18 protein-coding genes, 2 tRNA genes, 3 rRNA genes and 1 pseudogene are annotated in these 21,220 nt (G+C 41.0%); 13 read left to right on the forward strand and 11 right to left on the reverse strand.

Going from position 1 to position 21,220, the window contains the following annotated elements:
• Positions 1 to 134: 134 nt before the first annotated feature.
• From MKL33_RS17830 to MKL33_RS20640, 6 genes are all read left to right on the forward strand, one after another.
• Positions 135 to 1,672, forward strand: a 16S ribosomal RNA gene (locus MKL33_RS17830).
• Between the two features lie 59 nt (positions 1,673 to 1,731).
• Positions 1,732 to 1,808 (forward strand) — tRNA-Ile (locus MKL33_RS17835).
• Positions 1,809 to 1,863: 55 nt separating this feature from the next.
• Positions 1,864 to 1,939: transfer RNA gene (locus tag MKL33_RS17840), tRNA-Ala, on the forward strand.
• Positions 1,940 to 2,291: 352 nt separating this feature from the next.
• Positions 2,292 to 5,182 (forward strand): 23S ribosomal RNA (locus MKL33_RS17845).
• Positions 5,183 to 5,364: 182 nt separating this feature from the next.
• Positions 5,365 to 5,479, forward strand: a 5S ribosomal RNA gene (gene rrf / locus MKL33_RS17850).
• The 16S, 23S and 5S rRNA genes sit together here with 2 tRNA genes alongside, the layout of an rRNA operon.
• 138 nt (positions 5,480 to 5,617) lie before the next feature.
• A complete protein-coding gene (locus MKL33_RS20640; protein WP_069036230.1) occupies positions 5,618 to 6,148 on the forward strand; it encodes an NMCC_0638 family (lipo)protein in 531 nt (176 codons plus the stop codon).
• Between the two features lie 62 nt (positions 6,149 to 6,210).
• Here the strand turns inward: MKL33_RS20640 and MKL33_RS17860 are convergent, their stop codons facing one another.
• The gene (locus MKL33_RS17860) at positions 6,211 to 7,584 is read right to left on the reverse strand and encodes a dihydrolipoyl dehydrogenase (protein ID WP_270907459.1); all 1,374 of its coding nucleotides are present in this window, start codon (positions 7,582 to 7,584) and stop codon (positions 6,211 to 6,213) included.
• 147 nt (positions 7,585 to 7,731) lie between these two features.
• Between MKL33_RS17860 and MKL33_RS17865 the strand changes: the two genes are divergently transcribed.
• Positions 7,732 to 9,210: an Ig-like domain-containing protein gene (locus MKL33_RS17865; RefSeq protein ID WP_119684714.1), complete on the forward strand. Its 1,479-nt coding sequence runs from the start codon at positions 7,732 to 7,734 to the stop codon at positions 9,208 to 9,210.
• Positions 9,211 to 9,501: 291 nt separating this feature from the next.
• Here the strand turns inward: MKL33_RS17865 and MKL33_RS17870 are convergent, their stop codons facing one another.
• Positions 9,502 to 9,837 (reverse strand): TIGR01244 family sulfur transferase, encoded by a 336-nt coding sequence (locus tag MKL33_RS17870; protein WP_002116083.1) that lies wholly within the window; start codon positions 9,835 to 9,837, stop codon positions 9,502 to 9,504.
• Positions 9,838 to 10,029: 192 nt separating this feature from the next.
• On the opposite strand from MKL33_RS17870, the gene MKL33_RS17875 reads away from it, so the two are divergent.
• From MKL33_RS17875 to MKL33_RS17885, 3 genes are read left to right on the forward strand one after another with little or no spacing between them, the layout of a single operon-like run.
• Positions 10,030 to 10,926, forward strand: coding sequence for an alpha/beta hydrolase (locus MKL33_RS17875; protein WP_005064153.1), 897 nt, complete (start codon positions 10,030 to 10,032; stop codon positions 10,924 to 10,926).
• Complete coding sequence (trxC, locus tag MKL33_RS17880) at positions 10,927 to 11,364, forward strand: thioredoxin TrxC (RefSeq protein ID WP_069036227.1); 438 nt, start codon at positions 10,927 to 10,929, stop codon at positions 11,362 to 11,364.
• A 1-nt stretch (position 11,365) separates the two neighbouring features.
• Positions 11,366 to 11,782, forward strand: a complete 417-nt coding sequence (locus MKL33_RS17885; RefSeq protein ID WP_002116010.1) for an acyl-CoA thioesterase — start codon at positions 11,366 to 11,368, stop codon at positions 11,780 to 11,782.
• Between the two features lie 70 nt (positions 11,783 to 11,852).
• Here MKL33_RS17885 and MKL33_RS17890 read toward each other — a convergent pair.
• The 3 genes and pseudogenes from MKL33_RS17890 to MKL33_RS17900 form a co-directional block, all read right to left on the reverse strand.
• Positions 11,853 to 12,360 (reverse strand): annotated as a pseudogene (locus MKL33_RS17890) (nuclear transport factor 2 family protein).
• A gap of 76 nt (positions 12,361 to 12,436) precedes the next feature.
• Complete coding sequence (locus MKL33_RS17895) at positions 12,437 to 12,931, reverse strand: DUF4442 domain-containing protein (protein ID WP_005804736.1); 495 nt, start codon at positions 12,929 to 12,931, stop codon at positions 12,437 to 12,439.
• 34 nt (positions 12,932 to 12,965) lie between these two features.
• Positions 12,966 to 13,454 carry a YajQ family cyclic di-GMP-binding protein gene (locus MKL33_RS17900; protein ID WP_002051423.1) on the reverse strand — a complete coding sequence of 163 codons (489 nt, stop codon included), beginning with the start codon at positions 13,452 to 13,454 and terminating at the stop codon, positions 12,966 to 12,968.
• Positions 13,455 to 13,545: 91 nt separating this feature from the next.
• Between MKL33_RS17900 and MKL33_RS17905 the strand changes: the two genes are divergently transcribed.
• A complete protein-coding gene (locus MKL33_RS17905; protein ID WP_002116171.1) occupies positions 13,546 to 13,860 on the forward strand; it encodes a rhodanese-like domain-containing protein in 315 nt (104 codons plus the stop codon).
• Between the two features lie 36 nt (positions 13,861 to 13,896).
• Here MKL33_RS17905 and mnmC read toward each other — a convergent pair whose 3' ends face one another.
• Genes mnmC through MKL33_RS17925 form a run of 4 tightly spaced genes read right to left on the reverse strand, consistent with a single transcriptional unit; the run spans position 13,897 to position 17,233 of the window.
• Entirely contained in the window at positions 13,897 to 15,771 is a 1,875-nt protein-coding gene (gene mnmC, locus MKL33_RS17910) for an FAD-dependent 5-carboxymethylaminomethyl-2-thiouridine(34) oxidoreductase MnmC (protein WP_270907460.1), read from the reverse strand.
• Positions 15,772 to 15,794: 23 nt separating this feature from the next.
• A complete protein-coding gene (locus tag MKL33_RS17915) occupies positions 15,795 to 16,277 on the reverse strand; it encodes a hypothetical protein (protein ID WP_069036225.1) in 483 nt (160 codons plus the stop codon).
• A gap of 4 nt (positions 16,278 to 16,281) precedes the next feature.
• Positions 16,282 to 16,584 (reverse strand): YciI family protein, encoded by a 303-nt coding sequence (locus MKL33_RS17920; RefSeq protein WP_002116400.1) that lies wholly within the window; start codon positions 16,582 to 16,584, stop codon positions 16,282 to 16,284.
• A 34-nt stretch (positions 16,585 to 16,618) separates the two neighbouring features.
• The gene (locus MKL33_RS17925) at positions 16,619 to 17,233 is read right to left on the reverse strand and encodes a septation protein IspZ (RefSeq protein ID WP_005064166.1); all 615 of its coding nucleotides are present in this window, start codon (positions 17,231 to 17,233) and stop codon (positions 16,619 to 16,621) included.
• A gap of 44 nt (positions 17,234 to 17,277) precedes the next feature.
• Here MKL33_RS17925 and MKL33_RS17930 point away from each other — a divergent pair, with 44 nt between their 5' ends.
• Entirely contained in the window at positions 17,278 to 18,129 is an 852-nt protein-coding gene (locus MKL33_RS17930; protein ID WP_270907461.1) for a PHP domain-containing protein, read from the forward strand.
• A 6-nt stretch (positions 18,130 to 18,135) separates the two neighbouring features.
• On the opposite strand, the gene MKL33_RS17935 is transcribed toward MKL33_RS17930, so the two are convergent.
• Positions 18,136 to 19,047 (reverse strand): bestrophin family protein, encoded by a 912-nt coding sequence (locus tag MKL33_RS17935; protein WP_005064169.1) that lies wholly within the window; start codon positions 19,045 to 19,047, stop codon positions 18,136 to 18,138.
• Between the two features lie 61 nt (positions 19,048 to 19,108).
• On the reverse strand, positions 19,109 to 19,828 hold the full coding sequence (radC, locus tag MKL33_RS17940) for a RadC family protein (protein ID WP_002116331.1): 720 nt from the start codon (positions 19,826 to 19,828) through the stop codon (positions 19,109 to 19,111).
• Positions 19,829 to 19,927: 99 nt separating this feature from the next.
• Here radC and coaBC point away from each other — a divergent pair, with 99 nt between their 5' ends.
• The gene (coaBC, locus tag MKL33_RS17945; RefSeq protein ID WP_002116235.1) at positions 19,928 to 21,181 is read left to right on the forward strand and encodes a bifunctional phosphopantothenoylcysteine decarboxylase/phosphopantothenate--cysteine ligase CoaBC; all 1,254 of its coding nucleotides are present in this window, start codon (positions 19,928 to 19,930) and stop codon (positions 21,179 to 21,181) included.
• The last annotated feature ends 39 nt before the right edge of the window (positions 21,182 to 21,220 follow it).

Genomic DNA, 21,220 nt, shown 5'->3' on the forward strand with positions numbered 1-21,220 from the left:
CTGATTGATTAATCGAAATAATTTTCATTGATTGATTGGTTTAAATTACTCGAAGTTTATTTGAGCGAAATTTAAGTCAGTAATTGATGAGCCAGAATTGGCACCTTGTCTTTAAATAAGGTGCAAAATGATTTTAACTGAAGAGTTTGATCATGGCTCAGATTGAACGCTGGCGGCAGGCTTAACACATGCAAGTCGAGCGGAGAGAGGTAGCTTGCTACTGATCTTAGCGGCGGACGGGTGAGTAATGCTTAGGAATCTGCCTATTAGTGGGGGACAACATTTCGAAAGGAATGCTAATACCGCATACGTCCTACGGGAGAAAGCAGGGGATCTTCGGACCTTGCGCTAATAGATGAGCCTAAGTCGGATTAGCTAGTTGGTGGGGTAAAGGCCTACCAAGGCGACGATCTGTAGCGGGTCTGAGAGGATGATCCGCCACACTGGGACTGAGACACGGCCCAGACTCCTACGGGAGGCAGCAGTGGGGAATATTGGACAATGGGCGCAAGCCTGATCCAGCCATGCCGCGTGTGTGAAGAAGGCCTTATGGTTGTAAAGCACTTTAAGCGAGGAGGAGGCTACTTTAGTTAATACCTAGAGATAGTGGACGTTACTCGCAGAATAAGCACCGGCTAACTCTGTGCCAGCAGCCGCGGTAATACAGAGGGTGCAAGCGTTAATCGGATTTACTGGGCGTAAAGCGCGCGTAGGCGGCTAATTAAGTCAAATGTGAAATCCCCGAGCTTAACTTGGGAATTGCATTCGATACTGGTTAGCTAGAGTGTGGGAGAGGATGGTAGAATTCCAGGTGTAGCGGTGAAATGCGTAGAGATCTGGAGGAATACCGATGGCGAAGGCAGCCATCTGGCCTAACACTGACGCTGAGGTGCGAAAGCATGGGGAGCAAACAGGATTAGATACCCTGGTAGTCCATGCCGTAAACGATGTCTACTAGCCGTTGGGGCCTTTGAGGCTTTAGTGGCGCAGCTAACGCGATAAGTAGACCGCCTGGGGAGTACGGTCGCAAGACTAAAACTCAAATGAATTGACGGGGGCCCGCACAAGCGGTGGAGCATGTGGTTTAATTCGATGCAACGCGAAGAACCTTACCTGGCCTTGACATAGTAAGAACTTTCCAGAGATGGATTGGTGCCTTCGGGAACTTACATACAGGTGCTGCATGGCTGTCGTCAGCTCGTGTCGTGAGATGTTGGGTTAAGTCCCGCAACGAGCGCAACCCTTTTCCTTATTTGCCAGCGAGTAATGTCGGGAACTTTAAGGATACTGCCAGTGACAAACTGGAGGAAGGCGGGGACGACGTCAAGTCATCATGGCCCTTACGGCCAGGGCTACACACGTGCTACAATGGTCGGTACAAAGGGTTGCTACCTAGCGATAGGATGCTAATCTCAAAAAGCCGATCGTAGTCCGGATTGGAGTCTGCAACTCGACTCCATGAAGTCGGAATCGCTAGTAATCGCGGATCAGAATGCCGCGGTGAATACGTTCCCGGGCCTTGTACACACCGCCCGTCACACCATGGGAGTTTGTTGCACCAGAAGTAGCTAGCCTAACTGCAAAGAGGGCGGTTACCACGGTGTGGCCGATGACTGGGGTGAAGTCGTAACAAGGTAGCCGTAGGGGAACCTGCGGCTGGATCACCTCCTTAACGAAAGATTGACGATTGGTAAGAATCCACAACAAGTTGTTCTTCATAGATGTATCTGAGGGTCTGTAGCTCAGTTGGTTAGAGCACACGCTTGATAAGCGTGGGGTCACAAGTTCAAGTCTTGTCAGACCCACCATGACTTTGACTGGTTGAAGTTATAGATAAAAGATACATGACTGATGATGTAAGCTGGGGACTTAGCTTAGTTGGTAGAGCGCCTGCTTTGCACGCAGGAGGTCAGGAGTTCGACTCTCCTAGTCTCCACCAGAACTTAAGAGAAGTTCGGATTACAGAAATTAGTAAATAGAGATTTAGATCTTGGTTTATTAACTTCTGTGATTTAAGTATCACGGTATTAAGCATGACCTGACGAAGGTATGTTTATTCATTAACAGATTGGCAAAATTGAGTCTGAAATAAATTGTTCACTCAAGAGTTTAGATTAAGCAATTAATCTAGATGAATTGAGAACTAGCAAATTAACTGAATCAAGCGTTTTGGTATATGAATTTAGATTGAAGCTGTACAGTGTTTAAGTGCACAGACAACAGATAGTAGCGATGAAGAATCGCACGGACAACACTCACTTGTAGGTGTTGACGACTGTTTGGGGTTGTATAGTCAAGTAATTAAGTGCATGTGGTGGATGCCTTGGCAGTCAGAGGCGATGAAAGACGTGATAGCCTGCGAAAAGCTCCGGGGAGGCGGCAAATATCCTTTGATCCGGAGATTTCTGAATGGGGGAACCCACCTACTTTAAGGTAGGTATTGCAACATGAATACATAGTGTTGCAAGGCGAACGAGGGGAAGTGAAACATCTCAGTACCCTTAGGAAAAGAAATCAATTGAGATTCCCTCAGTAGCGGCGAGCGAACGGGGATCAGCCCATTAAGTTATGTGTGTTTTAGTGGAACGCTCTGGGAAGTGCGAACGTAGAGGGTGATATTCCCGTACACGAAAGGGCACACATAATGATGACGAGTAGGGCGAGGCACGTGAAACCTTGTCTGAATATGGGGGGACCATCCTCCAAGGCTAAATACTCCTGACTGACCGATAGTGAACCAGTACCGTGAGGGAAAGGCGAAAAGAACCCCTGTGAGGGGAGTGAAATAGATCCTGAAACCGCATGCATACAAGCAGTGGGAGCACCTTCGTGGTGTGACTGCGTACCTTTTGTATAATGGGTCAGCGACTTATATTCAGTAGCGAGGTTAACCGTATAGGGGAGCCGTAGAGAAATCGAGTCTTAATAGGGCGTTTAGTTGCTGGGTATAGACCCGAAACCAGGCGATCTATCCATGAGCAGGTTGAAGGTTGGGTAACACTAACTGGAGGACCGAACCCACTGTCGTTGAAAAGCCAGGGGATGACTTGTGGATAGGGGTGAAAGGCTAATCAAGCCTGGTGATAGCTGGTTCTCCCCGAAAGCTATTTAGGTAGCGCCTCGGACGAATACCATAGGGGGTAGAGCACTGTTTCGGCTAGGGGGTCATCCCGACTTACCAAACCGATGCAAACTCCGAATACCTATGAGTACTATCCGGGAGACAGACTGCGGGTGCTAACGTCCGTAGTCAAGAGGAAAACAATCCAGACCGCCAGCTAAGGCCCCAAAATCATAGTTAAGTGGGAAACGATGTGGGAAGGCATAGACAGCTAGGAGGTTGGCTTAGAAGCAGCCACCCTTTAAAGAAAGCGTAATAGCTCACTAGTCGAGTCGGCCTGCGCGGAAGATGTAACGGGGCTAAAACTATGTGCCGAAGCTGCGGATTTGACATTAGTCAAGTGGTAGGGGAGCGTTCTGTAAGCCGATGAAGGTGTATTGAGAAGTATGCTGGAGGTATCAGAAGTGCGAATGCTGACGTGAGTAACGACAAAACGGGTGAAAAACCCGTTCGCCGAAAGACCAAGGGTTCCAGTCCAACGTTAATCGGGGCTGGGTGAGTCGACCCCTAAGGCGAGGCCGAAAGGCGTAGTCGATGGGAAATTGGTTAATATTCCAATACTTCTGTGTAATGCGATGAGAGGACGGAGAAGGTTAAGTCAGCCTGGCGTTGGTTGTCCAGGTGGAAGGATGTAGGTATGTATCTTAGGCAAATCCGGGGTACTCTATACTGAGATCCGATAGCAAGCTGTACTTGTACAGTGAAGTGGCTGATACCATGCTTCCAGGAAAAGTCTCTAAGCTTCAGTTACACAGGAATCGTACCCGAAACCGACACAGGTGGTCAGGTCGAGTAGACCAAGGCGCTTGAGAGAACTCTGCTGAAGGAACTAGGCAAAATGGTACCGTAACTTCGGGAGAAGGTACGCTGTTGTTGGTGATGGAACTTGCTTCCTGAGCTGACGACAGCCGCAGAAACCAGGCCGCTGCAACTGTTTATTAAAAACATAGCACTCTGCAAACACGAAAGTGGACGTATAGGGTGTGATGCCTGCCCGGTGCTGGAAGGTTAATTGATGGGGTTAGCGTAAGCGAAGCTCTTGATCGAAGCCCCAGTAAACGGCGGCCGTAACTATAACGGTCCTAAGGTAGCGAAATTCCTTGTCGGGTAAGTTCCGACCTGCACGAATGGCATAATGATGGCGGCGCTGTCTCCAGCAGAGGCTCAGTGAAATCGAAATCGCTGTGAAGATGCAGTGTACCCGCGGCTAGACGGAAAGACCCCGTGAACCTTTACTGCAGCTTGACACTGAACTTTGACCTTACTTGTGTAGGATAGGTGGGAGGCTTTGAAGTTGGAACGCTAGTTCCAATGGAGCCGTCCTTGAAATACCACCCTGGTAATGTTGAGGTTCTAACTCTGTCCCGTTATCCGGGACGAGGACCGTGTCTGGTGGGTAGTTTGACTGGGGCGGTCTCCTCCTAAAGAGTAACGGAGGAGTACGAAGGTGCGCTCAGCGTGGTCGGAAATCACGCGTAGAGTATAAAGGCAAAAGCGCGCTTAACTGCGAGACCCACAAGTCGAGCAGGTACGAAAGTAGGTCTTAGTGATCCGGTGGTTCTGTATGGAAGGGCCATCGCTCAACGGATAAAAGGTACTCTGGGGATAACAGGCTGATACCGCCCAAGAGTTCATATCGACGGCGGTGTTTGGCACCTCGATGTCGGCTCATCTCATCCTGGGGCTGAAGCAGGTCCCAAGGGTATGGCTGTTCGCCATTTAAAGAGGTACGCGAGCTGGGTTTAGAACGTCGTGAGACAGTTCGGTCCCTATCTACCGTGGGCGCTGGAAATTTGAGAGGATCTGCTCCTAGTACGAGAGGACCAGAGTGGACGAACCTCTGGTGTACCGGTTGTGACGCCAGTCGCATCGCCGGGTAGCTATGTTCGGAAGGGATAACCGCTGAAAGCATCTAAGCGGGAAGCCTACCTCAAGATAAGATTTCCCTAGGAATTTATTCCTCTAAAGAGCCGTTCGAGACTAGGACGTTGATAGGTTGGATGTGGAAGCATAGTGATATGTGAAGCTGACCAATACTAATTGCTCGTGAGGCTTGACTATACAACACCCAAGCAGTTGTATATGAAGCATCAATCGATTCATAAACATGCAAAGCAACTTGATTTAGTTAAACACTTAGCTAAAATGAACAAAATCAGATCCAATCAGCCCATCTGTAAAGATTTGGAAAACGCAACGTATCACACAGTGAATAAAACGAAGCAAGTATCCATACCAGTTGTGCTGGCGACCATAGCAAGAGTGAACCACCTGATCCCTTCCCGAACTCAGAAGTGAAACCTCTTAGCGCTGATGGTAGTGTGGGGTTACCCATGTGAGAGTAAGTCATCGCCAGCTCATTATTCTAAACACCCCCGTTCTAACGAATGGGGGTGTTTCTTTATTGGGAGAATATAAAATCTAAATCCCTGACTAACTTTAGAATGAATTGTAATATAAATCACACTATTTAAAATGATAAAAAGAGTATTAATAATGAAATTTTCAGAATTTAAAATATTTTCCTTTATATTGGCTACAACACTGAATTGTAGTTGTATATATGCTAATGAAACTGTGAAAAGTTTGTATAGTACAAAAGCTTTTTTAAATATTTGTGTAAGTTCTAGAGGAAATCCAGAATTAATAAATAAACAAGCAAAAAATATGGGATTTATCCAAATGCCTAATGAATATGCTGCGCATTTTTTAAAAGATTATAATGGTCATGCTTGGATGATAAGTTCCTCTGAAGGAAAATTTGTTATTACTCAACTCGATAATGGCGTATGTTCATTATTTATAAATAAAGGAAATTCAACTGAAATTCAGAAGAATTTAGAAAGCTGGCTACCTCCAGAATCTACGGGCCTAACTTATAAAAAAGAAGTATATAAAGATAAGAATTTGACCACAACAAATTATATTATTTCTAAAAATGGGAAGGCTTTAGAAACATGGATATATACTAGTTCATCTGAAAAGAATGATTCATTAGTTGCGGTTATTTCCCATCAAATGAATTAATTAAAGCAATGTGAAGTAGAGAAGAGCCAATTTTTATTAATAAAGAGCTCTTCTAAAATCGATTATTTCAGTTGTCTACGCGCATGCTTTAGAGCAGTGCGAAGACCTTCTTCTAAAGTCGGATGATAAAAGGGTTTCTCTAGAATATCATTTAGCGTTAATTCTTCACCGATTATCCAGCTTAATAAATGGGCCATATGTTCAGTTGCTTCTGTAAATAGCTCAGCACCTAGAAGCTTTTGGCTTTTTCGTTCTATATAAACTTCAATAGCACCTTTATTTTTTCCAAGAACTATAGCTCTTCCTTGTCGTTCATAAGAGACTTCGCCTGTAATAAAATCTATACCTTCATCTTTTAATTGCTTATAACTTTGACCTACGATCGCCATTTCAGGATGACTAAAGACAATTCCTAATGGAGTAAGTGTCTTAACTGAGTTTACCTGCGGATAATTTAAGCAGTTATAAACAACTTTTTTACCTTCATGAGCTGCTTCATGTTGTAGTGGTGTTGAGGTGTAAGCGTCACCGACAACAAAAAATGGATATGTATCTAGCTGCTTAGTTTTAGCATTTACAGGTAATAACTTAATATCTTTGAATGAATTATCAATATTTTCTAGTTTTAAAGTATCAATTAAACTTGTACGGCCGGTTGCAGCTAAAACATATTCAACTTCGAGAGTTTTCTCTGTTTCATCAAATTGGTAAGTTAATACAGCGTTTTCCTGACTGCATTTAACTTCACTCGGTAAAGTCTCGAATAGAATTGTTAATTCTTTTCCTAGCTCTTTTTGAGCAAGCTGTTGAAGTCTAGAACTAGTTAGGATTCCAATTCGTTTACTGCGAGCGAAGATTGTTGTTTTTACACCTAGGCGATGCATAGCTTGTGCGATCTCAAGAGCGATTACACCGCTACCAATTACAGCAATAGATTTAGGAAGTGTTTTTAACTCAAATATTTGGTCTGTTGTTATAAGCCGGTTTCCTAATTCTTGCTTCCAAGTTTGATCATAATTAGGGGTTGAACCAACCGCTAGAATAAAACTTTTTGATTTGTACTGTTTTCCGTTAACTTCTACAGTTTGTGCATCAATAAAATGTGCCTTGCCAGAAATTTTATGCTCAGTCGGCCATTGATCTACATCTTTTAAAGTTGCTTGTGTAAATCTGTCACGTAAAGTCTGTACATGCTGCATCACTTGATCAGTATTAATATTTGCAGATACGTCTAAAGCAACCTCTTGAGCATTTTGAATATCAAACATACGGTTTGCTGTAGAGATGAGAACTTTACTTGGCATACAGCCTACACGGGCGCAAGTGGTATCCCATGGTCCATCATTTATAATTAAAATATTGTTGGTATGTTTAACGGCTTCTTTGTATGCGCTAATACCAGCAGTACCTGCGCCAATGATAATAATATCGAACATTATAAATTCCAATATCTATAAGTTTTTCACTTAATAAGTTACATAATAAAACACAATGTAATTTATGTTTACAGAGTATGGTGAATATGATTACACTAATAATATAAATAATTAAAAAATCTTATACCTTTAGGAAAGATTGGGGAAATGAAAAGTATGTATAAAAAACAACTTACCTTAAAGTTGTCGGCTATTGCTGTGTCAATTATGTTAGCAAGTTGTGGCGGGGGAGGCGGTGATGGCTATTACCAAAATGGTTCATCAAATAGTAACTCATCATCTGGAAGTAATAATAGCGGATCTCAGCAAGCGACTGCTACAGCTTTAAAGATAGAACTAGATAAATTATCAGTTGCTGCAACGAATGATACTTTAACTGTTACTGTTAGAGCTTTAGATAAGAATAAAGGCGGTGTTGCTGGTGCTAATGTCACTTTGGAATTAGATGATCCAACAAATAACGTATCTATAGAAGGCGTATCTACTCAAACTACTGATGCGGCAGGTAATGCTATATACATTATAAAAACACCAAAAACATCGAGTTCGATAAATGAGTTGGTGAAAAATGGTTTTAAATTAAAAGTCTCTACGAATAATGGTACGCTTACTCAAGAACAGACAGTGACAGTAACAGGTAGCAACAGTACTGTCGAAGCTGATACTACGAGTATTGTATTGTTTGATGCTACAAAAACCTCTCTAAATGTTAGAGGTGATCAAACAACCGTCACATTAACAGCTGTAGATGCAAATGGTGCAACTTTAGCAAACCAAGCGATTACACTTAAAGTTAGAAATTCAGTTTTAAATGGTGTCAAATTTACTCCTAATGCGACACAAACTGATGCAAATGGTCAGATCACCTATACTTTATCTTTTAGTGAAAATCAAAGAACTTCATCATATAGTGCTGCTCAGTTCGTAACAGATGATCTTGTTTTAGAAGCAAACTTTGGCCAATCTACAAAAATTTATACTTATAAAATTGATGTGGTTAATTCTGATGTACCAGTAGCAGTAGGCGCTATTGCCGTAGCATATAATCCGACCGCAATGGAAGATTCAAGTGATGGAGTCTACTACTATAAAAATATTTCAGTACAAGTGACTGATGTGGATGGTAAACCGATACCCAATCAAGATGTAGTCATGGGCGTTAATGCTCTTGCGTATTATAAGGGTCGATATGGTTTTGTTGATACTTCTAATCCAACTGATGGTAAACCAGATGAATATCTTCCTGTTATTAGAACAGCTTGTACATCACCAGTCCAAGCTGTAAATGTGAATGGGGACGTTATTAATCAATTAAAGCCGCTTAAAGAAAATTCTACAGTCCAAGTTGTATCGTATATCAACAGTGCAGGTACCGCTGCAACCAATAATAAATATACGACAGATGCAAATGGACGTTTTGATCTTAAAATTCAATATCCTAAAATTTATGCATCATGGTTAACTGTTCAGTTAACTGCTAAATCTACAGTTTCGGGAAGTTTAATTAAAGGATCTACATCTTTAACTTTAGGTTATTTATCGAAAGATGTTAATCTTACTGATCTTAATGGGCCAAATATAGAAAGCCCATATGGAATAGATCCAAATTGTTCAAATGGTAATTAATATAAAAAGAAGCAGCATTTAAGCTGCTTCTTTTTTTAGAGTTGTGTTCCCATACTAACACCTACGGTAGGTCGGACCTGCATAGATGAACATGCATTAAGAATAAGACAACTGACCAATAAAAATATAAGTTTATTCATAAGAGAACTGAGAAATTTAATGTGATTTGAATACTTTAGCTGAAAATTATTTATATATCTGTTGAATTGATACAGTTGTATATTTTCTTTTTATTAATAAAAGCTCTACTTTTTAGGAAAAATAGAGCTTCTCGTTGGCTCATTCAATAATTTAATCGTCTAACAAATCCATTTGTTTTGCTAATTGATATAGGTTGTTTGAACGGTTTCCTGTGCGGCAGAACATCAGCACAGGTTTTGGCAATTCATTATAATGATTAGCAAAAGTACGTACATCTAGTTCAGTAATTTGTCCAGCTACAACAGGTTGATAAACATAGTCTAAGCCTACTTGACGTGCTGCTTCTTCAATCTGAGCGCTTGTAGGTTGTTCTGGGCCGCCTTCCATATCTGGTCGGTTATTAATAATAGATTTAAATCCTTTTTCTACAACTTGGCCAACGTGTTCTGGACCAATTTGACCTGCGAAACCAACATTATCTGACATTTCGTCACTCCAAAATTTAACAAAACCTCTTATGCTGTATCATAGCATTAAGCTTAACCTGAGATACAAGACACTAAAACGTTGTTCCTACATAGATAAAACTTATGTCATAGAACAGCTCTAGATTTTTAAAAGGCGATCAGGATGTTTTTTGTAAATTCATTACTTCGACCATAATGCCACGGAGCACATATGCACGCTTATACGGTTGAGCCTTTATATGTTCCATGTGATCAGGAAATGATCGCAGCTGACTTTTATATTCCAAAAACAAATAATAAATCTGCGGTAATTATCATGGCGCATGGTTTTGCTGGATTGCGTCAATTTAAACTTATTCAGTATGCCCAGCGATTTGCTCAAGCAGGTTACGCTGTTATTTTATTTGATTACAGATATTGGGGTGGTAGTACTGGCAAGCCTAGAGAAATGGTCTCAATCAATTCACAATTAGAAGATTGGAAGACGGTGATTCAGTATGCTTCGACTTGTAAACTTGTAGATAACCGAAGGATTGTGCTTTGGGGAACTTCTTTAAGTGGGGGATATGCACTAAGCCTAGCTTCTGAGTTAAAGAATATTCAAGCGGTTTTAGTACAAATTCCTTATGTAGATGGTGCTGAAACTGCCAAGCTCTATCCTTTGCAGCGCTATCCCCAAGCATTAAAGCTATCGAGTCAGGATTATATGGGATCAAAGATGGGGCTTAATCCAAAGAGATTACCTGTTGTTGATCAACATAACTTATGCTTTATGCCTACGGCTGATAGTTATTATGGCTATTTATCGATTGTAAATCCTGATTATTATTGGAGTGGGGAAGTTCCTGCTCGTGTCTTTTTTAATCTGATGCGATACCGTCCAATCCAAGTTGTGCGCCAGATTAATATTCCTGTTTTATTTATTGCTGCTCAAAAAGATTCGCTTATTCCTATTGAGTCAAGCCGTGAAGCTGCGACAAACATTGCGCCTTTTGTGAGTTATCATGAATGGGATATGAAACATTTTGATATCTATCACGGTTCATGGTTTGAAAAAGCAGTGACAACCCAATTAGAATTTTTACATCAGCATATAGGAGTGATGTAAATGATTATTGTATGTGCATCGTGTGGTGCTAAAAACCGAGTTCCAGAAGAAAAACTTCCAGAGCAACCAAGCTGTGGGCAATGTCATCAGCCACTACTAACGCTTGCACCAATTGAGCTAAATGAGCAGAATTTTAGTAACTACATCACGAATAGTGATCTACCTATTCTTATAGACTTATGGGCAGAATGGTGTGGACCTTGTAAAATGATGGCTCCACATTTTGCGCAGGTCGCAAAACAGAATCCAGGCGTTATCTTTGCCAAGATTGATACCGAAGAATCTCCTCGCTTGAGCCAAGCTTTTCATGTGAGAAGTATTCCGACACTTGTCTTAATGAATAAAACGACAGAGGTCGCGCGTATTAGCGGTGCATTACGTGCGCCTGAATTGCAACAGTGGCTCGATCAACAACTTCAAACGAATTTCGGGAGCTAAGGTGTCAGAAGCTTATACCAAACCAGAAGGAATTTTATCCTTACAAACGATTGCCATGCCAGCAGATACAAACTGGAGCGGTGATGTATTTGGTGGATGGATTGTGTCACAAATGGACTTGGCTGGAGCAATTCACGCAGAACGTTTCAGTCGTGGGCGCTGTGCTACGATTTCTATTAATCAAATGACCTTTTTGGTTCCGGTAAAAGTTGGCTTTGTCATTAGCTGCTATACCAAGATCTTAAAAGTTGGAAATACTTCTATTCAGATGCAAATTGAAGTTTGGGATAGTCATGATGACTCTCGTGAACCAATACGCATTACTGAAGGAGTCTTTACCTTTGTAGCAGTAGATGTAAAAGGTAATAAGCGTCAAATACCTGAAGAAGCGAAACAAAAGTTTTTGGAAACTCAATAAGAATCAGAAAGCCTGAATATTAGTATTCAGGCTTTAATTTTTATTCAAAAGAAAAACTAGTTTTTAGAAATTAAAACATCGTATTTGTATTTTTGCTTTGCTCAGGAATATTTTGTATCACATCCCAATGCTCTACGATTTTTCCATTTTCAACACGGAATATATCAACAATCGCTCTTCCTCGATCTTTTTCGTTTTCAGTGGAATGGACATGTAAAACGACAAGATTGCCTTCAGCAATCGCACGTTTAATCTCATTTTTTAGCTTGCGGATTCTTTTGGAATTTTTCAGTGAAGAAATTAACGAAAGGTGCTTTACCATCTGGCACATTAGGATTGTGCTGAATGTATTGTTGACCAATATAGCGGTCTGCATATTCTTTGACTTTATGTTTTAAAAAGACACCTTCATAGAAGTCGGTCACTATTCTTTTGTTTTGAGCACTTACTTTATCAATAGCTTCTGATTTAGCCGAAGTTACTTTACTGGTTTTAATGCTGGGTTCAGTCGCGTGAGCCGTTATTGTTGTAAATATTAAACTGGTAAATAAAGAGGAAAGAATTAATATTTTTTTCATTTTTAACCTCAAGATACAAAATATTAGTTTTATATCTTGAGGTAAATAACCGTCTAAAAATACTTTAGATTAGTTATTATTTCTTACGTTTAGGTAACCATGCCCAGAGCATTTGGCATTGAATTGGTTCATTGCCTGCATCATCAATCACAGTAACAGGAATCACAAGTTCACCTTTCTCATTATCTGCAATAAACTTTTGTTGTTCAGCAGACAATGTTGCTGTAGCAGTCAAACCGCCTTCAACCACTTTTAAATAATCTACATGTAATGATTTGATTAATAAAATACGATTATCAGGAATATGTAAACCGGTTAGAAAACCTGTTGCAGTTTCTGCTAAAAGCGCCATAGCCGCAGCATGCACTCCTTTAATATGATTCTGCATATTTTTTTGGTTATCTAAACGGACAGTAACGTGGTTTGAGTCTACTTCCAGATAGCGGATATTTGCTGTACCCACCATTGGTACGATACGGCCAAACGCCTTGCTCCAAAGCGTGCTTCGAATGCCTTTAGGGAATTTTGAAGTTGCTTTTACCAGTTTTGATAGACGGTTGGATTGAGACATGGGATTACCTTAGCTTTAAATGGCCGACAAGATATTAATCTTTAAAGTTATTAAACTGTAGTGGCACACCGAATTGTTGTTCACGTAAAAAAGTCATGACTTGCTGTAAGGTGTCACGCTTTTTATCAGTCACACGAATTTTGTCGCCTTGAATAGAAGATTGCACTTTAACGCCACTTTCTTTAATGGCTTTATTAATTTTTTTTGCAGTATCAGAGTCAAGACCATCTTTAAGTTTAATGACTTGTACAAAGTTTTTGCCAGAAGCCGCAGCTTTTTGTGGATCAAGTGCTTGAACATCAATTTTACGTTTATAAAAATGATTTTCTAACATGTTATAAACTTGTTCACACTGGAAATCACTTTCAGTACTGATTTTGATTTCTTTATTTTTTTCATTTAATTCGATAGAAACATCGTGACCACGGAAGTCAAAGCGTGTTGCAATCTCTTTTTGTGTGTTTTGTACAGCATGATTAACTTCAAATAACTCTAATTCAGAGACAATATCGAAAGAAGGCATAGTTTAGACCTTTACAAAGTGAAAGAATATTTGAGATGCTAAGAGGGTTTTCTTCATTTGCCAAGTGTTGTTTACATCAAAGGAGTGCACAATGATCCGTAAACAAGAAATTACAACATTTGAATTCCCAGAAAATGCTGTTATCTGGGATGTCCGTGATACTAATGCTTATGCAGAAGGGCATGTTAAAGGTGCGGTGAATCGCCCAATTAATGATTTGAATGCTGATATTTTGAACCAGGTCTCTGCGGGTCAGCCGATTTATATTTTATGTGGTGGTGGTAGCAAAGCTCCTCGTGCAGCTGAGAAACTAGAAGGATTGGATGCCTCGCGTGAATATGTCGTGCTGATGGGCGGGACACGTGCAGCTCGTGATGCTGGCTTGCCTCTAGAGCAGGGCGCATAAAAAAAGCACCTTCGGGTGCTTTTTTATTGAAATGAATTATTGCGGTTTAAAATAAGGCTTTTTAGGTTTCACTTTCTTTTGGAACCGTTGAGGATTCAATTTTTGTAATAAGCGGTCTGGTACGGGACAAGCTTCTCCTAACATTTGAGCAACTAAGATTTCACTGCACAGCGGGGCAAATAAGAAGCCTTTAGAGCCAAGCCCAGCAAAAGTAGCAATTCGGCTATTGTCCTGTATTTTTCCAACCAGCGGAAAATAATCCAAGCTTTGTGCCCGTATAGATGCACGCCCTTGCCATGTCGAAGGTGACGGTAACTTTTCAGCATATTCAGGGAATACGCTGTGGATTAATTCAAAGTTATGCACATGGTCTTCGGGAAGTACATCTTGATCTTCACGATTTGGGTAGAAAGATGCACCCAAAATCATCTGTGAGGCGTCAAGTTGCATGCAATAGCCGCCATAGCTATAAGCTTCATTTAAAGGCAGAGGGGCAAACGTATTATCAACCCAGCTCACTTGTCCACGTATTGGTTTTAACGGTGGATAGCTGTCGAATAAAGCAGCACTTTCTCGAGCACAGCACACAACGACATTGTCTGCTTCTGCAATGATATCGTTGTCGGTTTGCAATTGAACTTTATTTTCACAAGAAACAAGTGCTGTGACATGGGCAATTTTGAGATTGATACATGGATGCTGCAAAATTTCATCACGTAATTGATGTGGTGAAACGGAACCAGCCTCAGTTAGTAATATGCTTGAATAATCAGTTTCAAGTGAGTTCGCTGAGTTAGTAACAACTTGAGCTGGATACTGATTTACCAAATCGAGAAGTTCTTCTGCATTTTTCAATGCAATTTGTTGAATTTGAAGTGGACGGAATGCATTAAAATTTTTATAAAAATTTAAAGCATGTTGCCAACTTAAGGTCATGAGATGTTCATGACTTTGTTCAATTGGGCATAGTTTCGGATTAAGTAATGCCAAAGGGTTTCCAGAGGCACCCGATAATGCATTTGTTTGCTCGTATAAGGTCACTTGGTGGCCACGTGCTGCAAATACCCACGCCGTGCTTAAACCTGCTACACCAGCCCCTATAATCGCAATATGCTGTTGCTCTGTAGCCAATGCATGAGTTTGCCCTAATTCTGTGGAACCTTCATCAGATTCAGGCAGATTCCAGACTGCTTTGAGCATTTCTCGTTTATGGCCAAAACCACGTGGACGAGAAATATCAATACCATGTGCTTTGAGTCCACGTTTTAGAATGCCAGCAACACTAAAAGAGGCAAAGGTAGTGCCATAACCTGAAAGACGGACAATATTATTTAAAACATTCTGTTCCCACATGTCTGGGTTGCAAGACGGTGCAAAGCCATCTAAAAACCAGGCATTCACAGCTTTAGTTTTAGCCATGCTTGGAAAAATTTCTTGCGCATCTCCAAGCCATAAATCGATGCTAAAACGTTCTTTAGGAAAAGTTAAACGATGACATCCAGCAATAGGCAGGGGATATTGTTCAATTAACTGCTCTGCAAGTGGTTTAAGCTCATCCCAGACATTTAAAGCGCGAATAAGATCAGCTTTACTTAACGGAAATTTTTCTACGCTAATTGCGTGTAAATGGCTTTGATTATTAGGACGAATTTGCTGCCAAAGTTGCCAGAGTGCAAGAATATTTAAACCTGTACCAAAACCGGTTTCTCCTACACTGAAATATTCAAAATCTTTTAGATTAGCTAATCGTTCTGATAAGTCATTACCATTTAGAAAAACATGTCGTGTTTCAAGTAGGCCATTATCTTTAGAGAAGTAGACATCACCAAATTGTTTGGAAATGGGAATCTCGATACCATCGACAAATTCCCAGTCCAGTTCTGCTGTTTGGATACGGTTTGATACGTTCATTGAATTTAATAGATCGCTTGGTATTACCACTGGCGTCGACGTTTTGTATGAATATAACTAGCAATAAAGAAACCTAGCAATACACCACCCGCTAAGGTAACAGCACCATATAAAAACATTTGCGCACTTCGTTCACTTTGTAAGACTTGAACCTGAACAGAGAGATTATCATTTTTTAGCTGTAACTCTTGGTTCTGAGCCAATGCTTCAAGGTTGGCATGTTCTAGCTGTTTTAAGCGAGATGCTTGATCTTGAACTAAGGCTTTGATTTTTGCGTCTTGCTGTTGCTTGTTCTTTGCAAGCTGTTCTGCTGTAAGTGGTTGTGTTGCAGTTGGTGCTGTCGTCGCTGCTGTTTTGACTCCAGTTGCAGATGTTGGAGCTGGTTTAGCGGCTTGAGTTGAAGGCGCACTTGGGGAAGGAGTTGCTGGTGTCGCAGCAGGTTCAACTGCTCCAGCAGTTGAATATATCAAACACAAGCCAAGAAAGCTTTTGATTGCAAGCTGCATGCGTTTACCCTTTTGGAAATGCTTTATTAAACGGTTTTACATCAACGTGAGCATAAATGCCTTCTTTAAGAAAAGGTTCTTCTTTTAACCATTCATCTAATGCTTCGCGACTGTCGAATTCAACAATCATGGTGCTACCATAGAAGCCTGCTTGCGGATCATTAGGATCTTTTGGCATAGCACCCGCTGTAACAAGGCGGCCTTCATCATCGAGTTTTTGTAAGCGTTCGATATGCTGAGGGCGTACTGCCAAGCGTTTTTCTAAAGTTCCTTCGTTATCGGTACAGCTTAGAACAAAAAAAGGCATGTAATCGTATCTCTATAATCAATCTGGAAGCACTTTAAGCGTCTGGTGACTTAAAATGTTTGCGTAAAATAATGAACTGAATAATGATAAATGAAAACATCACGATCATGTCACCAAATGCAGTAAATTCGCCCCAATATTTTCCACCGTGAAATAAAAATGCGAAGAATACATGTAGACAAGACATCACGACAAACATCGCTGCCCAAGCAAAATTGAGGTTTTTCCAACCTTTTTCACTCAAATCTAAAATAGGGTCAAATAAGCGTTGAATGAGTGGTTTACGGTCTTTACCAAACCAAGGTGAAACCAAGAATGCGCCTGCAAAAACTAAATTTAAAATCGCAGCTTTAAGACGAATATAGAAGTCGTCACTTAACATGAGGGTGATACCACCAAAAATGACAGTCATAAACAATACAAACCACTGTTGTTTGTCAAGACGGAATTTTTGGAAAACGAATAGGGCACCATATACCACAAGCATTGAAATAATTAAGCCAGTCGTCGCTACAAGAATATTATTATTATCGGCACCACCAGCAGACCCGATCAGTTTCAGTAAAGGATGCTGGGTGTCAGTTGGATCAACTGTTTTATATAAATAGAAGAAAATAATTAATGGAACAAAGTCCAGAAGTGCTTTCATGTTAGAGTATCTGATCAGGTTTGGCGAATGGCATAGTATAAAAGATGCAAGGCATAGATTTACATACACATAGCAATATTTCTGATGGAACTTTGTCTCCGGAATTGCTGGTGCAAGCTGCTATTGATGTGAACTTGCATATACTGGCTTTGACTGATCACGATACAATGGATGGGCTGCAGCGTGCAAAAAATGCTGCGCAAGGTCATGATTTAAATATTATTTCTGGTACAGAGATTTCTAGTCAGTGGTCGCGTCCAAGCACTAAGAAGAGTTATGGTGTACATATTGTTGCTTTAAATATGCAAGATGAAGCACCAATTTTAGAAGCATTAGAACAACAAAAAAGAATTAGAGCGCAAAGAGCTAAAGTGATTTGTGAGCTATTAGAAAAATGTATTGGTTTTCAGATTTATGATGATGTTCTTGCTAAAGTAGAACATCAGGCGGATAGGATAACAAGAACTCACATTGCTAAAACATTGGTCGAGAAAAATGTCGTGACTCGTCCTCAACAAGCATTTGATCGTTTCTTAAAAGAAGGAAAACGTGCTTTTGTAAAGTTTGAAGGACTAAGCTTAAAAGAAACCATTGATGTGATTCATCAAAGTAAAGGCTTTGCAGTATTAGCACATCCGACCCGTTATGATTTATCTGCAACTAATGTTCGTTATTTAATTGAATTATTCGCGACTTCAGGTGGAGACGCAATTGAGTTACCTCCACCAATGGAACCTCTATCTACTCGCCAGATGATTGATCGAATGATTGAACAATATCAGTTGGCAGTTTCAATTGGCAGTGATTTTCATGGTGAAAATATGCCATGGATTAAACTAGGAAATACGCCTAAACCCACTGATAAGCAGCATGGGATTTGGGAACGTTTTCTTTAATCGAGCTCAGAGTAAGTTGTTATCTTGAGCTTGAATTGGAGGAGGTGTCGGTTTACCGAGAGTCCCTAATAACTCAATCTCGATACTACGTACCATTGCATCTAGTGGTAAATCATTACTTTGCGTACCGAAAGGCTCTTCAATTTCAGAGCTTAGCGCATCCAGACCTAAAAATGTGTATGCCAAAATTCCGACGAGTAAAGGTGTTGCTAATCCAAGCAATGAACCCAGACTAAACGGCAACATAAAACAGAAAAAATAGACTGTGCGGTTAAGTAAAACTGAATAAGCAAATGGAATAGGTGTATTGGCAATTCGGTCACAGCCAGTTTGTACGACGCTTAAGTCGGCAACATTTTTATTCATTTGTGCATAAATGATGTCAGAAATTTCACCTTCTTTAAGTGCCTGCAACAATTCCCAATGAATGAGACTGAGCGTGTACTGAGGGGCATTATTTTGTTGGTAGAGTTGAGTGAGTGCTTGCTGACTCATACCACTGGTTTGAATTAACTCAGTTGGGTTCGCCGTCTGACGACGTAAACGGTCACGCAATACATTAGCAAAAACAATCACATGTTGAATAACACGCTCACGGCGAGCTTGAGTTAAAATACGGCAGTCACGGTCAAAATGGCGTGAAGTTGCAATGAGAACGCCCCATAATTTTCGGGCCTCCCACCAACGGTCATAACACGCAGTATTTTTAAATCCTAGGAAGATCGAAAGTACGACACCAATGAGCGTAAAGCCAACCAAAGGAATCTCTGGAAAGCGATAAAGATTGATGTACTCCACTCCACCAATGATTGCCGAGATCAGCATCACAACGCCTAGGGATGGCAAAATTTTGGGTAAAATTGTGCCTCGCCAAGAGAATAATACTTTGAAAATACTAGGCTGTTCCCGAACAATCATTTTATTTTAAACGTCGCTATTTTTGTTTTGATCTTCTAGGCTTAGTAGTACTTTGTCAATATCATTGAACTGATATTGTTGCTAGGTTGAGCAGTTGTTGTTCAGCAAAGGAAAAGCTCCCTTCTGGTGAGATAATAAAGTGGTCAAGCAGACGAATTTCGACAAGCTGACAAGCCTGTTCAAGTTGCTGAGTTAAGGCAATATCTTCGGAAGACGGCTGCGCTGAACCAAAGGGATGATTGTGTGCAATCACGAGCTGGCAAGCATGTTGCTGTAAGGCGTAGCGTAGGGTTTGATTGACTGAGACTGCGCAATGCTGAACTGAACCAAAGAATAGCTTTTTAAAATGAAGCTTTCTTAATTCGGGATCTAGGCACAAAACAGCAAAGACTTCTTGTTTTTCACCTTTTAATTCATAGCGCAGATAATCCAAAACTAAATCTGATGAATGGAGGCTGAGATTATTTGTCTGGAAGTGATGATCGAGATAACGCCGTCCAAGTTCTTTGACTGCCAGTAATTGTGAATATTTCGTTGCCCCAATGCCATTAAATTGAGTTAACTCACTAAATGAGGCATCAAACACGGCATTAAGATTACCGAAGTGCTGAATGAGTAAACGAGATAACTCGACTGCTGAATATTGCCGTGAACCTGAGCGAAGAAAAATCGCGAGTAGCTCAGCATCTGATAAACTTTGTGGACCTTGTTGTAATAACCGTTCTCTTGGCCGTTCTTGTTCAGGCCAATTTTTAATAGAAGTATTCATATTCCCCAGCATTATTCGCTTAAAATTTTATTTTGTTTGCCCAATCAATCTTGGGTCTGCGCGTATTTAATGCTATTGTGAGCGCCACTGCAACAGAAAGGTATCCTGTTCGTGAGCTTTGATCTAAGCGTTATTCCTCATAAAAACATTGTTTTAGCTGTTACTGGCGGAATTGCTGCCTATAAAAGTGCCATCTTAGTCCGCCGCCTCAAAGATTATGGCTTTGACGTGCGAGTAGTGATGACACATGGTGCTCAGGCATTTATTACACCATTAACTTTTCAGGCTCTTTCTGGTAATCCTGTTCATACTGAACTTCTAGACCCTGCGGCTGAAGCGGGTATGGGACATATTGAATTAGCACGTTGGGCTGATTTATTACTAGTCGCACCTGCAAGCTGTGACACATTGGCTAAATTTGCGAATGGTTTGGCAGATGATTTACTCAGTACAGTTTTTTTGGCAACAAAATCTCCTGTCTGGGTAGCTCCGGCGATGAACCAGCAAATGTGGGCGGCTAAAGCAACTCAACGTAATTTGCAAACCTTGGTCGAAGATGGCGTACATGTGATCATGCCAGATGCGGGGGAGCAGGCGTGTGGTGATGTCGGCTTAGGCCGTATGCCAGAGCCAGAAGAAATTGCTCGCCAAGTCGCTGGCTATTTCCATCAAGCTCAACGTGCCATCGCTGAAAAATTTGGTTTGTTGGCTGGTAAGCGAGTGGTTATTACTGCTGGGCCGACACGTGAAGCGATTGACCCTGTCCGTTATATCTCAAACCATAGTACGGGAAAAATGGGCTTTGCTTTAGCCGCTGCCTGTTATGCTGCTGGCGCACAAGTGACTCTGATTGCTGGACCTGTAAGTTTAGATACGCCAAATGGTGTTCAACGTGTAAATGTTGCCTCAGCACGACAAATGCTTGACGTCAGCATGAGTTCTCTAGAAACAGGCTGTGATATTTTTATTGCGACTGCGGCAGTTGCGGACTATCGCGTAGCAGAAGTTGCTGAGCATAAGATTAAAAAAGCAGGGGATGAGTTGAACGTTTCCCTTGTCAAAAATCCAGATATTGTGGCAACAATTGCAGGTCAGGAGAAACGTCCATTTATGGTAGGCTTTGCAGCTGAAACGCAAAATGTTGAAGAATATGCGGCAGGGAAACTCGTGGCTAAAAAACTAGATATGATTGCGTGCAACGATGTATCTCGTGCTGATATTGGGTTTGCTTCTGATGAGAATGCGATGACAGTTTTCTTTGCTGAAAGCTATCACATGAAAAAGCGTGAATTAGAGAAAGCCTCTAAACAAGAAATTTCTCAACAATTGGTTGAAGCAATTTCAGATGCATTACGCCGTAAATAATTTTTGAATCAAATAAAAAAAACCGCGAATGAATCGCGG

The sequence above is a fragment of the Acinetobacter sp. AOR43_HL genome (assembly GCF_027854635.1).
GTDB classification, from domain to species: Bacteria; Pseudomonadota; Gammaproteobacteria; order Pseudomonadales; family Moraxellaceae; genus Acinetobacter; species Acinetobacter pittii.

What these genes read in the sequence shown, in the direction of transcription:
- MKL33_RS20640 (WP_069036230.1), top strand. Translation starts at nt 5,618, where the DNA reads ATGAAATTTTCAGAATTTAAAATATTTTCCTTTATATTGGCTACAACA.
- MKL33_RS17860 (WP_270907459.1), bottom strand. Translation starts at nt 7,584, where the DNA reads ATGTTCGATATTATTATCATTGGCGCAGGTACTGCTGGTATTAGCGCA.
- MKL33_RS17865 (WP_119684714.1), top strand. Translation starts at nt 7,732, where the DNA reads ATGAAAAGTATGTATAAAAAACAACTTACCTTAAAGTTGTCGGCTATT.
- MKL33_RS17870 (WP_002116083.1), bottom strand. Translation starts at nt 9,837, where the DNA reads ATGTCAGATAATGTTGGTTTCGCAGGTCAAATTGGTCCAGAACACGTT.
- MKL33_RS17875 (WP_005064153.1), top strand. Translation starts at nt 10,030, where the DNA reads ATGCACGCTTATACGGTTGAGCCTTTATATGTTCCATGTGATCAGGAA.
- trxC (WP_069036227.1), top strand. Translation starts at nt 10,927, where the DNA reads ATGATTATTGTATGTGCATCGTGTGGTGCTAAAAACCGAGTTCCAGAA.
- MKL33_RS17895 (WP_005804736.1), bottom strand. Translation starts at nt 12,931, where the DNA reads ATGTCTCAATCCAACCGTCTATCAAAACTGGTAAAAGCAACTTCAAAA.
- MKL33_RS17900 (WP_002051423.1), bottom strand. Translation starts at nt 13,454, where the DNA reads ATGCCTTCTTTCGATATTGTCTCTGAATTAGAGTTATTTGAAGTTAAT.
- MKL33_RS17905 (WP_002116171.1), top strand. Translation starts at nt 13,546, where the DNA reads ATGATCCGTAAACAAGAAATTACAACATTTGAATTCCCAGAAAATGCT.
- mnmC (WP_270907460.1), bottom strand. Translation starts at nt 15,771, where the DNA reads ATGAACGTATCAAACCGTATCCAAACAGCAGAACTGGACTGGGAATTT.
- MKL33_RS17915 (WP_069036225.1), bottom strand. Translation starts at nt 16,277, where the DNA reads ATGCAGCTTGCAATCAAAAGCTTTCTTGGCTTGTGTTTGATATATTCA.
- MKL33_RS17920 (WP_002116400.1), bottom strand. Translation starts at nt 16,584, where the DNA reads ATGCCTTTTTTTGTTCTAAGCTGTACCGATAACGAAGGAACTTTAGAA.
- MKL33_RS17925 (WP_005064166.1), bottom strand. Translation starts at nt 17,233, where the DNA reads ATGAAAGCACTTCTGGACTTTGTTCCATTAATTATTTTCTTCTATTTA.
- MKL33_RS17930 (WP_270907461.1), top strand. Translation starts at nt 17,278, where the DNA reads ATGCAAGGCATAGATTTACATACACATAGCAATATTTCTGATGGAACT.
- MKL33_RS17935 (WP_005064169.1), bottom strand. Translation starts at nt 19,047, where the DNA reads ATGATTGTTCGGGAACAGCCTAGTATTTTCAAAGTATTATTCTCTTGG.
- radC (WP_002116331.1), bottom strand. Translation starts at nt 19,828, where the DNA reads ATGCTGGGGAATATGAATACTTCTATTAAAAATTGGCCTGAACAAGAA.